Here is a 14,087-nt window from a genome sequence, read left to right as displayed (position 1 = left end):
GTGCCCCGATACGCATTCACCCAGAGCTCACAGCGCTTGATCGACCCAGGCGTCGAAGGACTGCCAGCCCACTTCGGGATAGTTCTCCCGCAGGCCGGACAGGTCGGCGGAGTACCCGGTGGCCGCGAGAAAACCGAACATCGCCCGCATGTCCGGAGACTCGATCTGAGCCGGATCACCGCTGTGCAGCCGCACCTCTCGCCCCAGCCGACGACTCAGGGACGCGGCCATCTGCGTCGGCGTCGGGCTGTCGGAGGCGATGTCGATGCGCACACCGAGGAAACGCTGCGGATCGGCGAACGCGGTCGCGACGAACTCCCCCAGATCGCGACGCGACAACTGCTGCAGGCGGACATCCGGGGGCAGGGGCAAGTCGAGCACACCCTGCTGGACCTGGTCGATACCGCCGAGCAGGTTGTCGTAGAAGTACGTCGGTCCGACGATCGTGTGCGCAATCCCGGACGAGGCCAATGCAGCCTCTACGACCACCTTGCTCTCGAAGTGCGGGACCCCGGTGTGCTGGTCGGCACTGGCGACGGACGAGAACACCAGGTGTCCGACGCCCGCGCTCGACGCGGCCTCGATGATCGACCGTCCCTGCGTCACCTCTTCCTCCGGACCGCGTTCGAACGGGGTCGTCAGGGCGAAGACGCCGGCGGCGCCCGCGAACGCGGCGGCCAGTGACTGCGCATCATCGAGATCGGCCACGGCGAGCTCAGCGCCACGGCCGGCCAATCGCAGCGCACCTGCTGAATCCGGCCGCCGCACCACAGCCCGAACAGGCAGGTCCCGGCTCAACAATGCCGCTGCGACTGCGCCGCCCTGCGCGCCGGTCGCGCCGATCACCACGTATGTACCTGTTTGGTCGAAAGTCGTCACCCCACGACTTTGCCATCAGTCGGTCGATCGTGAGCAGTCGGCCAGTGTCCGCGCAAGCCCACCCGTCGCCGGTGTCAGGTCGGCGCTGAGAGGGATGTCCCGACGAGGCGACGTCTCACCTCGAACCCCAGTGACTCGTAGAGACCGATGGCCGGGTTCGTCTCGACAGCGTGCAGGAAAACCTGCTCGCCTCTGTCGTTGATGTGATGTACGAGCGTGCGAATCAGCCGCACCGACAACCCTTTGCCACGATGCTCGGGCGCGGTGCAGATGGCACTGATCTCGGTCCAGCCCGGCGCCCGCATCCGTTCCCCGGCCATCGCGACCAGTTGTCCTTCGGCGCGCAGACCGTAGTAGTTGCCGAGTTCGATCGTGCGGTCGAGGAACGGGCCGGGTTTCGTCAGCGCTGTGAGCGCGAGGATCTCGGGGACGTCCGCATACGTCAGTTGCTCCACGTCGGGGTCGAGGGCACCTGTGACATCACGCGCGACCATCTGGACCAGCCCCAGACTCTGCGACACAGCGGGGATCGACGGGGTCAGTGGCGAGGGTGCGAAGACGATCGCGTGCCCCGCCCCGATCAGCGCCAGCGCGTTCGCCCAATCCTGCGATGTCGGATCCGCCGGCACAGCCATGAAGGGCGAGACATCAACCGGGTAACGCTGCACCCGGCCTGCCTTCTCGGCAAGGTGCGCGTGAAAGCCGTTGAGGGAGGCCGCTACCGGATCATCCAGTACGTGCGGATCAGAAGAAGAAATAGTCTTGCCTCGTCACACTGAATCCCTTACCGCTGCTGTCCTGCCGACAACTGACACCCGTAGATTCGCCCACGGCACAGGTGAATCCGAACGCGGTCACCTGATTTCCGTACGGGAAGACGTGCTTGCCGATCTCGGGTCTGTCGAGGAGTTTCTCCGATCCCGCAGACAGCGTCGCGAGCTCGGTGTTCCCCGCTTCGTCAACCGAGATCGCGTTAACGGTTTGTCCATTGAGGAGCTTTTCGCCCCGCGGCGCCGTGCACGTGGCACGCGCGGCGTCGATGTAACACATGAAATTGCCCGTCGGACTCGACAACCGGCACAGTCCGTTTGTCTGACACAGGCCCGGCGAGAGCGGCGCGTTGTCGAACAGACCGGCCGAGGAGCGAGTGGGTTTCGTCGTCGTGGTCGCCAGGGTGCTGGACGACTGGCTCGGGGCGACCGAGGGGCTCTGCGGAGTCGATGCAGGGGTCTGGACCACCGTGACCGTGGACTTGCCGCGGTTCGCGGTCCCGTCGTTTTCCATGACGATCCCGATGGCGACGACCGCCAGGCCGACCGTCACGACCACGGCGAGCGCGATCAACAGGCCTATCACCACGCGCGAAGGACCCCGGGGCGGCGGTTCCGGTTGCGGCACCGGGTACGGCGACGTCATAGGTTTGCCCTTCTGCTCATCGATGACTCAGGTGCATCACTTGATACAACTACAGGTACCGCGCATCGGGTGATGCGGGTGTTCGTCGGCCGCTTGGGGAGAAATGATGGCGGAGCCTTCAGAAGGGTCAGGTCAGGCCCTCGAATCGATGCGCGGAATCACGACCCTGTGCGGCTTGGCCATCGTTGCAGGGGTCGCCATCGGCTTCATCGGCGGCGCCTTTCGATGGTGCCTTCGCGAAGCCGACGAATGGCGTGTCGAGATGCTCCGGTGGGCCCATGACCTACCCGGACCCGGTTGGCTCATCCCCATCGCCATCACCGCGACCGGCGCGGCACTGGCCGCTCTGATCGTCCGGCAGATCCCACTCGCCACGGGTAGCGGCATCCAGCACGTCGAGGCCGTCTCCCGAGGTGAAGCGGGTCCGCCGCCGCTACGGGTGCTGCCCGCGAAGTTCATCGGTGGATTGCTCTCGATCGGCTCCGGAATGATCCTGGGCCGCGAGGGACCGACGGTCCACATGGGAGCCACCATCGGCGCCGAGGCCGGCCGCCGCGCTCACCTCAATGACGACGACATGCGCCTGATGCAGACCTCCGTGGCCGGTGCCGGGTTGGCCGTCGCCTTCAACGCGCCCGTCGGTGGCGCCCTGTTCGTCTTCGAGGAGGTGACCAAGTCCGTTCGGCTCCGGACCGTCATCCCGACGTTGCTCGCCGTTGCGGTGGGTGTCGGATGCTCACGCATCATCATGGGCGATCGACCGGACTTCCTCGTCGGACCGGTCGACTCCCCCTCGATCGTGCTGCTGCCCGTCTTCGTCGTCTTCGGTCTGCTGACCGGTGTTCTGGGAATCTTCTACAACCGCGTGATCATGGGGCTGCTCGACCTCGTCGGCCGAGTGCGCCACGTCCCCGCGTTCGTGAAAGCCGCCGCGATCGGGGCTGTCATCGGGGCGCTGTTGGCGGTCGATCCGCTGACTGCCGGCGGCGGCGACACCCTGGCGCAGAAGCTGATCGGCGGCGGGACGGTTGCACTCCCGGTGATCGCCGGGTATCTCGCAGTGCGTCTGATCGCCGGCCCGCTGTCGTACGCCTCGGCGACGCCCGGCGGACTGTTCGCACCGCTGCTGGCGGTCGGCGCGCTCTGGGGCGTGTTGTTCGTCGGCATCGCGGATGTCTTTGTCCCGGGTATTGATTCGACGCTGACGATCGGGATGGCGCTCGTCGGGATGGCGGCGTTCTTCGGTGCCGTCGTCCGGGCACCCATCACCGGGGTCGTCATCGTCATCGAGATGACCGCCACCACGTCCGTCACGGTGCCGATGATCGCGGCGACCGCAGCCGCCGTCCTGGTCGCGCAGCTCGCGGGCGCGCCGCCGATCTACGACAGTCTCCGCGAGCGCATGCTTGCCGCCCAGAAGCCAAAACCCTGACCCCACAGCGCAATCTGCTCCACTTCTAGCAATCCGCTCCACTTCCAGCGCCCTGAAACCGGAGCAGATTGCTGGAGTGGAGCAGATTCCGCGGTCAGCGTGGCCAGCGAATCCGGATCGGTCCTCGCACGGTACCCAGGTCGACGACCTCACCCTTCTGGGTGATCTCGACTTCACCGGCATCGACCATCGCACCGGCCGCCTCGCGCACCGGACCCATCAATGGCCGCCAGTCGTCGGGACTCATCGCGCGGGCGACGTCGGACGGGCAGATACTCGAGTCCGCCGACCGTGCGTTGAGCAGCTCGCGGATCTTGTCCGTCAGAGCGGCACTGCTCGGTTTCTTCTCGCCTCCGGAAGCCATGTCGCCAGTGTCCCCGACTCTCGCCCTCAACGCCACGTCCGATTCCCGCCAGCGACGCAACGCCCTGCGGACAGAGGATGAGAAAGACAGTCGTCGAAGTGCCAAAAGAGTTGGCGCAGAACTTTGGAGAGAATCATGTCGAGAACAGTGTTGATCACCGGGTCCACAGGTGGCCTTGGACTTGCAGTCGCCTCCGCGCTCGGGCGATCCGGCCACACGGTCATCGTCAGCGGGCGGACACCGGGCAGAGTGGCGTCGGCCGTCGCCGAGCTGCAGGCCAGTGGGATCGATGCGGACGGACGGGTTCTGGACGTCAGCTCGTTCGAGAGCGCCCGGTGCGCCGCCGATGACCTCCGAGCCCGGTACGGCCATCTCGACGTGCTGGTGAACAACGCGGGCATCCTGCCGGAGGCCACCGCTGCCGGCGAAGTCGAGTTCATCCACCCCTCAGCTGCTGCGCAGACGTTCGCGACCAACACCTTGGGTGCGCTCTACGTCATCGAGGCGATGCTGCCGCTGCTCCGGCGCAGCGACGCGGGACGCATCGTGAACGTCTCCAGTACGGTCGGTTCGCTGCGCGAACAGGAAGACCCTCAGTCGCAGTACTTCTCGATGATCGTGCCTGCGTATCAGGCGTCGAAAGCTGCGCTCAACAGCATCACGATCGGTCTGTCGAAGCTGCTTGCCGACTCCCCGATCAAGGTGACGTCGGTGTGCCCGGGGTACGTCCAGACCGATCTCACTCCGGGCAACAAAACGCAGGCACCGCTGACCGCCGCCGAAGCCGCCGAGGTGGTGGTGCGGGCTGCACTGTTGCCGGACACCGCTACCTCGGGAACCTTCGTCGACGCGGGTGGTCCCGTGCGCTGGTGACAACCTTCCGTACGTTGGTGATCAGCGTCAGACGCGTGCACAACGACTGAGGAGCCGCCATGGCAAGGACAGCTTCAGTGCGGACGTCCGCGCTGTTGTCTGCCGCGGCGGCACCGGTTGTTCTGGTAGCCACGACCATCATCGCCGGCATCATGGCGCCCGGCAGCTACGACGCAGTTCGGCAGACCATCAGCGACCTCGCGACGATCGAGCCTGGCGGGTGGGTGATGACGCTGGGCATCGGGTTGAGCGGTGCGTTGTCGATGGTCACAGGTTTCGGCCTGGCGGGTGTACGCGCGGCGGCACGGGTCACTCTCGTCGCCGCCGGGATGTGCGGTGTCCTGGTTGCGCTCTTACCCGTCGACCAGAATGAAGGCGCGCACCTAGTCGTAGCTGCCGGCAACCTGGGGTTGTATGCGTTGTGGCCGTTGACCGCACTGCCCCGAACTGGGGCCGCACCGCGCGCGCTTCGCCCGACGGCCTCGCTCACTGCGGCAGGTGTGTTGCTCAGCGTGCTCGGCTGGGTGCTGTTCGAGACCCAGGGCGGGGGCCTGTTGGGCATTTCCGAACGAATCTGCGTGACAGCGAATTTGATCTGGCCGTTGGTCGTCGCCTTGAGCCTGCGAAGATCTTAGAGTGTCGGGGTTTCAGACAGCCACTCGTCCTTGACCAATTTCGGCGGGTTCCATCCTTGACGGACTAATCGACGAGTGAAACGTCTGCACAGGTCACGGCAATTTGTCTCCGGCCTCGACCATCACTGTTCTCGCCAACCCACGGAACCGGTCGAACTGCCCATGCGTGCCGTATTTCGCCTTCAAGGTCGCGTGCGGTTGGAACTCCGCAGCTCCCGCAATCGAGTTCGACTCCGGTAGGTAGTCCGGCAGCACATTCTGGATGGTCCGATCGCGCCGGAGCTTCATGACCGTGGTCTGGTGCACGGTCGAGTTCAACCGAAACTTCGTGATCACCACCCCCAATTCGACGATGTGCCTGCCGATCTCGTCGCTGAACTCACAGACCCGACGCTGGATCTGCGGGATCCCGTAGGTCGACAACACATCCGGGATGGTCGGGATGATGTAACCATCGGCCATGGCCAAGCCGTTCAGGGTGATCGGGCCGACATTGGGCGGGCAGTCGACGAGTATGAAGTCGTAGGAGTCAGCGACCGGTTTGATCGCGGTACCGAGGATGTTCACCGCGGCCAGGGTGTCGTCGGCTCCCACGCGCAGGGCGCTCAGCTCCTCCTGCACTTCGATGAGGTCGAGCGAAGACGGCAACAGATCGACAGTGGTCACCTTCTCCACTGACGACACCGACCGCTGGATCGCTCGCTCGATGTCGAAGTTCGAGGTGCCGTCGACGGCGTCGTTGAACAGCGCTGCCAAGGTGGAGCCCGCCTCATTCAGCTCGAGCCACCGCCGTTCACCGATCATCATGGTGGTCAGATTGATCTGGGAGTCCAGGTCGACAAGCAGGATCCGCTGACCGAACTCCGCAGCCAAGAACTCCGCCAACGCAGCGGCCACCGTCGTCTTGCCCACCCCGCCCTTGAGGCTGACGGTCGCGATCACCTTGGCCATACGGTTGCTCCCCCAGAGCCGGTTCGCCGGTTTCTCCTGGACACAACTTAGCGACCCTGAGGCTGCGGGGCGCAGATTGCAGATTCGGGCAACCTGCCCTCGGAGTCTTGTTACGTTGACGAGAGCTGGGCTGATCAGTGCATGGAGAGGACCGACAGTGGCACGTGAACTGGACGGACGGGTCGCCATCGTCACCGGCGGCGCCCGAGGTCAGGGACGCGCGCATGCCCGCGCTCTCGCCGCAGCAGGCGCCCACGTCGTGGTCGCCGACATCGCAGATCAGATCCGCACCGTCCCCTACGAGATGCCGACCGAAGAAGACCTCGACGCCACTGTCGACTTGATCCGCAGCGAGGGCGGCGTCGCCACCGCGACCGTGGTCGATGTCCGCGACAGCGAGGCCGTCGACGACCTCGTGCAACGCACGATCGTCGACCTCGGCGGCGTCGAGATCCTGATTGCCAACGCAGGCATCTGCGGGTTCTCCACAGTCGCCGAGATCAGCGACGAGGTCTGGCGCGACATGATGTCGTCGGCGGGATACGGCCGCATCATCGCCATTTCGTCCGGCGCTGGGCGCAGCGACTCAATGCGGCGAATCGCGGCGTGGCGTCCCACGACTGTCAATACTCCGATGGTGATGGACAGACGACGTTGGCCGTGATCCCGAATCAAGACCGTCGCCATCGAGAACGGTCCGTCCACTCGGGATTCCGTGGCTCGAACCCGCACCCATGCCCGCACACATCGTCGACGCATTTCGTGACTTCCCACAGGTGGACGTGTGATGAGGCCGATGATGCCCCATTTGCTCGCACCGTGCTCGAAGTCAATCTCGCCACGGCATGGCGAACCTCGGACACTACGGCGCCTCCTCGACTACAGACGGCTCGCGGACGATCGACACCAACCTCACGGGCACCTTCAACTGCATCCGCTCCGTGCTGCCGACGATTCGCGACCAGTGTCGACACAGATCTGTACCGGGACTTCGTGATCGGCGACTACCGCACGGCAGCAGGTGATTTCGGGGTCACCAAGTTCGTTCATGTCTCCGCGGTCACCAAACCCGGAAGCTACCTCGACGAGACCGACTGGATCGACGCCTACGCCGGTGAGAACGACCTCGACCTGGTCATCATCGGGTCCGTGGACCCCATCCTGGACGCAGGCAAGCTCATGACCGACCTCGAGCGCCAGGCGGCCTCATCACGGTTTCGCGGTGTCCGGGTCCTATACGGCCTCGAACCCGGCTCCGAGGCCGCCAAGACCGTGCTGTCGTGGCTGCAGGCACACAACTTCATCTTCGAGGTGTCCTCGCAACCCGACACGGCCGCCGACTGGGTCGAGATCCTGCGACGTTATCCCGAGCTCGACGTGGTTATCGAACACACCGGGTGGCCCGCCGGAACAGACCCGTTCTCGCGGTCGGCGTGGGAATCTGCAATCAGCTCCTATGCCGCCGAGACGAGTGCGCTGTGCAAGATCTCCGGACTCGGCATGACAACGCGCGACCTGTCCGAGGTGGCGCTGCGCCCCTGGATCGAGAAGGCCATCGACGTGTTCGGCTGGGACCGCGTCGCTTTTGGGAGCAACATTCCCATCGAACACATGGCAGGTGACTACGCGCAGCTGCGAGAATCGCTCGGATCGATCATCGGTACTGCCGCGGAGCACGAACAGAAGCGGTTCTACGCAGCGAACGCCGAGCGCGTGTACACATTGTGAGCCACCCGACGGTGATTCCGATCAGCCCCTGACCGGGACCGCTCCGACTGCCTGCTCAGGGTTGGACATCGAGATCACCACGTCCTTGCCATTCTGCTTGACCACGCGCAACGCCGGACCGGTGCCGAGTATCAGACCTGATGAACCTGGTCGGTGACGCAAACCTATGCCGCCGTATTTGGCAACAGAAGCGATTTCGAAGCTCTCGGCGGAATCGATCTCGTCAGCAGAGACGTTCAAGGATGGGAACCGCACGAGAGACGACGCATGGACGCCCGTGGAATCGATCCGGACTGTCCAGATGAGCAGTGGAATCGTCAGTACCAGAAGGGCTCCGATCAAGGCAGGAATCCAGTTCCCCACGACCACAGCAACAAGGACGAGGATCACCCCCGCGGCGAGAAGTGCGACGTTGACGCCGGTGTTCGACAGTCGTTTGACGAATACTGAGGTCTCATCACGTGCATCTGACATGTCTCTCTCCTTCTTCGTACTACCAGTTGAACGAACTCTGTGTGGGAGATGGTCTGCTCTCCCCGCGGCTAGGCACTGCGGGGAGCGGGCGAACGGGGCTGTGAAGCAACGACGCCGACTACCGCGCCCACCACTAGCGCCGCTACTCCCGCGACGATGAGCCAGAAAGTCGACGGCCCGCTGCTCGCCGACGCACTGTCAGCACCCAACTGGGGGGCAAGGATGGCTATCACAGAAATGCAGATGAAGACGTTGGCGCCGATTCCGAAAGCAAGGACCAGCGCGCCCGTGACCTTGCCGGCATCGCGACTGAGCGCAATCAGTCCCGTGACGACCACCGGGATCGCCGCAATGGCAACCAACATGATGGGAACCACCCAGACCGGCACCTTATTCGTCACCTCGCCCGCCGAGCTCCATTGCACAGCAACCGGACTCGGCAAGGAAAAGGCCAGAACAATAGACACGAGAAATCCGGCGACAGTGAACGCAGCCGGTACAAGCAGGAGCCGCCACACGGCTGACCTGGTCATCACTCACCTCCTTTGGATTCTTCAGATCTGATCGATCTCATCAAGTCGAAGAGCTGTTCGTCGTCCAGACCAGCTCTCTTCGCTTCTCTCAGAGCGCCTTCCACAATCAACCGGAGTCGCGCAGACGATGTCACACGATCAGTCGTCACGGTCGCCCCGAGCCCCCGCCTCAACGACACCAGACCCTCATCGCGAAGCACGTGGTAAGCACGAAGCACCGTCAGGCGATTCACGCCGATTGCTTGTGCAAGCGCCTTGGCCGGTGGCAATACCGCTCCCGGCTGCGCATCCCCGCTGGCAATCGTGCCGCGAATGGAACTCGCGATTTGCAGGTAGAGCTCCTCGGGGGAATCCGAGTTCAACTCAACTTTCATAAGTCTAGTAGTACTACTGATCGGGGTTTGTGTCCACCGCTGGCGACCAGGGCCGCCGTGCGGTTCACGGGACCGGCCGGTAGTCGACTCCGGCCTTGTGCATCGCCGCGAAGACCTCGGTGATCGATGTTGCATATGCCGGAACATGCACTGGCGAAGCTGGATTCGTGCATCCTAGGTCGATAGGGAACGTTTCGGGAGCAACCAGGTGTCCATTGTTCATCGCGACCAACCGCCCCTGCAGATCAACGACGGGCGCGCCGGAGTCGCCGGAGACCGAACACGTCTGATTGGCGACCTCACCAGGCGCGTCCGCCAGATTTCCCCAGACAACGCCACATTCGCGGCCCACAAGTCTGCTTGATTTACACACCACCCCAGGGAATGTCGGAGGTGCGGCGATCCCGTGCACTTCAGATCCGGCTGCGCCCGCCGAGGGACGGGCGACCGACTCGTCGAGGACGATCACCGCAACGTCGTACGGCGGCACTCTGGCCACAAATCGCCCGATCGGAGTTCCACCCGGCGTGAGTGCAATCTGATCGCCGATATTTCCGCAATGTCCCGCGGTCAGGGCGACGGCCTTGCCGTCGGTGTGCCCGGCTGACGTGACGTAGCAGGTGATCCCGCGAGCGGTGTAGTAGATCGTGCCGGCCCCGACCTCGGCAGGAGGCGGGTCTGCCCTCGCTGTGGACGGCATGACGACGCCGAGCAGGGCAATCGCACAGCTCGCGAGCGCGATGAGGCACGATCTGACCCACGTCGCGGTGTGCCCGTCCACGTTGTCCAGGTGAGCAATTCGATTCATTGCGGTGCAGCTTTCTCATTTTGGGACCGGGAAGGCAGTCGGATTCGAGTTGGTAGGAACAGTCGCAGCGAGGACGCAATCGGGTAGAGCAGCAGAAAGTCCAAGGCCCACATGACGAGGCAGAAGCTCCACAGCCCCATCGAAATCGCGATAGCAGCGTGGAACAGCAACGCCAGTGGAAGAAGAACCGCCCGATAGCGGGGGGCCATCAGGCAACTGACAGCGAGCAGGAACTCCAAGAGCACCGGGCCCCAGGTGACGGCGGTGACGACCACCGGCGAGTCGAGCCACGAGAACACCATCCCGTGCAGCCACCCGGACATGCCGAACACGGGATCAGACGCCCAGTAGTAGTACGAGGTGCCGTTGGCCCACTCATCGTGCGTGAGTTTCGCCAGGCTGGCCTGCAGGTACAGCACGGATCCCTGGACCTTGATCACCACGAGGAAGACCACGGCTATCACGATCCGCCATTGCACAGCCGACGTGTTCTTTGATTGTGCGTTGTTCGGTCCGTCGACGACCGGACTCTGCGCGGACGACCAGTGCCAGCGCCGCGAATCGGTGAGTGCGATGGGGATCAGCAGGAGTGTGAGCACCGCCGCGAGTTGATCGCCGCCATCAGGTGCCGACATCTGAAACCACATGCTGAAGTGGACGTACCACTGCGGGATGCAGGTGAATCGCGGCCGCCAGCCGGTCGCCGCGACCAGGAGTACCAGGGCACAGACGATCTGGGTGATTCGCAGGTCATCGCGGTCGGTGAGACAGAAGGCGAACCATTTGCCGGCCGCTGAGCACCCGGGTGCGAGCCCGGTGTCCGCACGGTAGGTGAAGAGGCTGTCCGGCGAACTGAACAACAAGGTCAGCATGCCACTGATCGCCACCAGGCTCCGCGCCAGGCCGACTACATCGGTCCAGGGTGCGGCCGGGATCGTCACAGTTCGCGGTGACCGCGATGGAGCCGGCTTCAGCATGAGACCTCTAATCTCAGGGATCGTTCGGGTACTCGCGGCGGGTCGCCGAAGTCGCGCCAGGCCCACGGCGTCGCGCTGTACCCGACGATGTAGATGTCGCCGCAGTACGTGGGCCCCGGCGAGGGATTGTCCACCGGAACCTTCGGCCACGTGGGGCTCAGGCAGGCATCGAGGTCGAGTTCACAGTTGTTCCATTGTTGGTCCGTGGGCGCGCTGCCGATCAGACCAGCGAACTCGGTGCCCTGCTTACGCGGCAGTCGATCCAGTCCGAAAGCATTGTGCGGCGCGCTGATCGGCGTTCGCGAGGCGAGTTCTAGGTCGTCACCGTCGCGCCGAAAGACCTGAATCACCTCATCTCTCGGCGACTTGGTGAAGAACGCCCAACCTTGCGGAAAAACATTGACCGAAGCCTTGGCCGGTGCACTGTCTTGAAATGGCAACGTCACAGCGCTTTTCGGCAATGTCTGGAACAGAACGTACAGTCCGACGATGGCGACGATCAGTCCGACGAGGACTACCTTCACAATCGGAACGTCAACACTCGGCGTCGCGGGGTCAGGCAGCACGTCGTGGGACTTCACGACATCATCGCCGGACTGTAGTTCTGACTGGGTCATGTGCTGTTCCGGTCGCCTAGGCCAGCGCGTCGGTCAATTCGGCGGTGGCCTGCTCCTGGCTCAGGGTGTCCGTGCCTGCACTGTCGCCACCCCAGAACCAGTTCTGGGCGTATACGACGTTGGCACCAACAGCGACCGTCACCGTGACCGCACCTGCCGCTGCCGTCACCAGGGCGCCGACGTGGACGACCGCGCCCGCAACAGCAACGGTCACACCGCAGTCCTGAGCCCGATCGGTGCGATCGACAGACGCTCCGTCGACCTCCTCGAGTGCCGTCGACCCGTCCTCGAGTGCGGCCTGAACCTGACGTGGACTACCCGAATTCAGCGCACTGCCAAACTCATTGAAGAAATTCGGCTGAGCTGCTTTGATCTGGTCGATCACGGTCGTGGCTCCGGCGTCCACCACTGGGGTGTTGCTCTTGTCCAGCGAGGCGGCGAGATGAGAGAAACTCGACTTCTTCGCGAGTTCAACTGCCACCGGCCCCTGCCCGAAGAACACGCCGCGATAAATCTCTTCTCCGGTGTACTTCGCGGACTCAATTCCGCTCGGCGACGAGGGTTCCGCGCTGACCAACTGTGCGCCACCGAATGCGAGGCCGAGCGCCGTTGCGCAGGTCGCCGCCGTGATGGCGATTCTGTTCCTTCTCAATTTTCTGCAACTCCTTCTGACGTTGTGTTGTCATTCCGAGTTACCTGGAAAAGCATTGTCCCCCAGGCCCTGCGATGTACCGATGGCTTACTGGTGACATCGGCAAGCTGATTGGCGCGCACTGCGGAAGCACTGGGCTCTCATGAAGTGGCGCCGATTGTGGCAGCGATTGCCGGCGATAAATCCGCTCGATCGTGAGCTGGTGCGCAGACTATCCCGCGATGGCCGCGGGTCTGACCCGCCGCTGTGTGATGTGGCCACACTGCGGCGGGATTTGTGCAAAACAGATCATTGGCGATCGTCACAGCCTGAAATAGATCGAATTGTTCACGCCCAAAGCGTCCCCCCCGGGTAATTTGGTCTCGTGCGTTAAAACATCGTTCGGTGTGATGCTGTGTTGGTTTCGTTGCGATTGTCAGGTTCGTCAGGGATCGCAAGGGAGATTATCAGAGCCAAGGTGAAGCGCAACCCTTCGCTTCCGAGAATTGGTGATGTTGACGAAAGTAGAAGCAATAGATCATGTAGATCAGTTTGCCGTGCGGTTCCGGCTCCCCCGCCGCCCGAAGCACTCGTGACCCACAGTTGGACAACAGGTTTGGGCCCAAGGATCAGCGTCAATTGTAGTAGACGGTCACCTTTTCGGCGCTCCAAACGGGTGGGCCGATCATTCAGGTAACGGTATCGTGAACTCCTCGGAAATGAAGGGCGAAGCAGCTCGTGGCGAATGAAGGAAACCTTTATCGAGGTCCTGTTCAACCGATACGTCTTCAGCGTCGCCAGGGTCGGCAACGCTCTCCGGAAGGGACAACCGCGGACGCAACCCAGTCTGGGCATCCGGCATCCGGCGACCGGCGCACCGCGATCACCGCTGCCGATGCGCTCGAGACTGCATCGCTTTCGGGAGCACCCCTTCCAACGAACACATGGCAGGTGACTGCGGGAAACGCTCGGATCGATCATCGGCAGCGCCGCGTAGCACGAGCGGGAGCGATTTTACGTAGTGAACGCCGAGCGCGACTACACGTTCTGAGCCCATACCCCTTTCTCGACGCCCTCTCGACGCCCTCGACGCATACCCAGACACCGCATTGATCTTGATCATCGCCGGCGGCGATACAGTGGCGCATCGGCACTTTCGCCACAGCACTGGGCAGGTCAAACGGCGCAACGGGACTTCCCTGGCGTGGTCGCCACCTGTCGAAATGGCCCATCACGGACGCAGAAGCCGTCCGGGTACTCGCCCGGGAGCGTGATCCACTCGTGCGGGCCGGCGCACTCGGGGTCATGTCCGCCCTCGGCGGAGCCCTGTCGATGCCCCTATTTCATCACAGCGATCGGCGATTCCGCTTGCAAGGTGCGCGCCGGCGCCGCTCG

Annotated in this window: 16 protein-coding genes; 5 read left to right on the top strand and 11 right to left on the bottom strand. The window is 63.6% G+C overall.

What is annotated here, in order from left to right:
• Positions 1-27: 27 nt before the first annotated feature.
• From BFL43_RS18950 to BFL43_RS18940, 3 genes are all read right to left on the bottom strand, one after another.
• Entirely contained in the window at positions 28-879 is an 852-nt protein-coding gene (locus BFL43_RS18950) for an NmrA family NAD(P)-binding protein (RefSeq protein WP_084894041.1), read from the bottom strand.
• A 74-nt stretch (positions 880-953) separates the two neighbouring features.
• Positions 954-1,547 carry a GNAT family N-acetyltransferase gene (locus BFL43_RS18945; RefSeq protein WP_240498353.1) on the bottom strand — a complete coding sequence of 198 codons (594 nt, stop codon included), beginning with the start codon at positions 1,545-1,547 and terminating at the stop codon, positions 954-956.
• Positions 1,548-1,623: 76 nt separating this feature from the next.
• A complete protein-coding gene (locus BFL43_RS18940) occupies positions 1,624-2,295 on the bottom strand; it encodes a hypothetical protein (protein WP_084894039.1) in 672 nt (223 codons plus the stop codon).
• A 106-nt stretch (positions 2,296-2,401) separates the two neighbouring features.
• On the opposite strand from BFL43_RS18940, the gene BFL43_RS18935 reads away from it, so the two are divergent.
• Complete coding sequence (locus tag BFL43_RS18935; RefSeq protein ID WP_084894145.1) at positions 2,402-3,727, top strand: ClC family H(+)/Cl(-) exchange transporter; 1,326 nt, start codon at positions 2,402-2,404, stop codon at positions 3,725-3,727.
• Between the two features lie 94 nt (positions 3,728-3,821).
• Here the strand turns inward: BFL43_RS18935 and BFL43_RS18930 are convergent, their stop codons facing one another.
• Positions 3,822-4,091 carry a DUF3253 domain-containing protein gene (locus tag BFL43_RS18930; RefSeq protein ID WP_084894038.1) on the bottom strand — a complete coding sequence of 90 codons (270 nt, stop codon included), beginning with the start codon at positions 4,089-4,091 and terminating at the stop codon, positions 3,822-3,824.
• A 135-nt stretch (positions 4,092-4,226) separates the two neighbouring features.
• Here BFL43_RS18930 and BFL43_RS18925 point away from each other — a divergent pair, with 135 nt between their 5' ends.
• Both BFL43_RS18925 and BFL43_RS18920 read left to right on the top strand, forming a co-directional pair.
• The gene (locus BFL43_RS18925) at positions 4,227-4,964 is read left to right on the top strand and encodes an SDR family NAD(P)-dependent oxidoreductase (protein WP_084894144.1); all 738 of its coding nucleotides are present in this window, start codon (positions 4,227-4,229) and stop codon (positions 4,962-4,964) included.
• Between the two features lie 59 nt (positions 4,965-5,023).
• Positions 5,024-5,599, top strand: coding sequence for a DUF998 domain-containing protein (locus tag BFL43_RS18920; RefSeq protein WP_084894037.1), 576 nt, complete (start codon positions 5,024-5,026; stop codon positions 5,597-5,599).
• A gap of 93 nt (positions 5,600-5,692) precedes the next feature.
• Here BFL43_RS18920 and BFL43_RS18915 read toward each other — a convergent pair whose 3' ends face one another.
• Positions 5,693-6,550 (bottom strand): ParA family protein, encoded by an 858-nt coding sequence (locus BFL43_RS18915; protein ID WP_084894036.1) that lies wholly within the window; start codon positions 6,548-6,550, stop codon positions 5,693-5,695.
• 157 nt (positions 6,551-6,707) lie between these two features.
• Here BFL43_RS18915 and BFL43_RS18910 point away from each other — a divergent pair, with 157 nt between their 5' ends.
• On the top strand, positions 6,708-7,214 hold the full coding sequence (locus BFL43_RS18910) for an SDR family NAD(P)-dependent oxidoreductase (RefSeq protein WP_143695410.1): 507 nt from the start codon (positions 6,708-6,710) through the stop codon (positions 7,212-7,214).
• Between the two features lie 329 nt (positions 7,215-7,543).
• Positions 7,544-8,278, top strand: coding sequence for an amidohydrolase family protein (locus BFL43_RS29050; RefSeq protein ID WP_168176678.1), 735 nt, complete (start codon positions 7,544-7,546; stop codon positions 8,276-8,278).
• 21 nt (positions 8,279-8,299) lie between these two features.
• Here BFL43_RS29050 and BFL43_RS18900 read toward each other — a convergent pair whose 3' ends face one another.
• The 6 genes from BFL43_RS18900 to BFL43_RS18870 form a co-directional block, all read right to left on the bottom strand.
• On the bottom strand, positions 8,300-8,752 hold the full coding sequence (locus BFL43_RS18900; protein WP_084894033.1) for a hypothetical protein: 453 nt from the start codon (positions 8,750-8,752) through the stop codon (positions 8,300-8,302).
• A 68-nt stretch (positions 8,753-8,820) separates the two neighbouring features.
• Positions 8,821-9,285, bottom strand: coding sequence for a hypothetical protein (locus BFL43_RS18895; RefSeq protein ID WP_084894032.1), 465 nt, complete (start codon positions 9,283-9,285; stop codon positions 8,821-8,823).
• A gap of 438 nt (positions 9,286-9,723) precedes the next feature.
• Complete coding sequence (locus BFL43_RS18885) at positions 9,724-10,467, bottom strand: trypsin-like peptidase domain-containing protein (protein ID WP_143695408.1); 744 nt, start codon at positions 10,465-10,467, stop codon at positions 9,724-9,726.
• The gene (locus BFL43_RS18880; protein WP_084894029.1) at positions 10,464-11,444 is read right to left on the bottom strand and encodes a sporulation-delaying protein SdpB family protein; all 981 of its coding nucleotides are present in this window, start codon (positions 11,442-11,444) and stop codon (positions 10,464-10,466) included. The genes BFL43_RS18885 and BFL43_RS18880 overlap by 4 nt, the downstream gene beginning before the upstream one ends.
• Positions 11,438-12,061, bottom strand: a complete 624-nt coding sequence (locus tag BFL43_RS18875; protein WP_084894028.1) for an SdpA family antimicrobial peptide system protein — start codon at positions 12,059-12,061, stop codon at positions 11,438-11,440. Before BFL43_RS18875 ends, BFL43_RS18880 begins: the two co-directional genes overlap by 7 nt.
• 16 nt (positions 12,062-12,077) lie before the next feature.
• Entirely contained in the window at positions 12,078-12,713 is a 636-nt protein-coding gene (locus BFL43_RS18870; protein ID WP_084894027.1) for a sporulation delaying protein family toxin, read from the bottom strand.
• Between the last annotated feature and the right edge of the window lie 1,374 nt (positions 12,714-14,087).

Origin of the sequence: Williamsia sp. 1135, assembly GCF_002095395.1 — a bacterium.
GTDB lineage: Bacteria > Actinomycetota > Actinomycetes > Mycobacteriales > Mycobacteriaceae > Williamsia.
The sequence above is the reverse complement of the archived record's forward strand: the minus strand, read 5'-3'. Positions and strand labels throughout refer to the sequence as shown.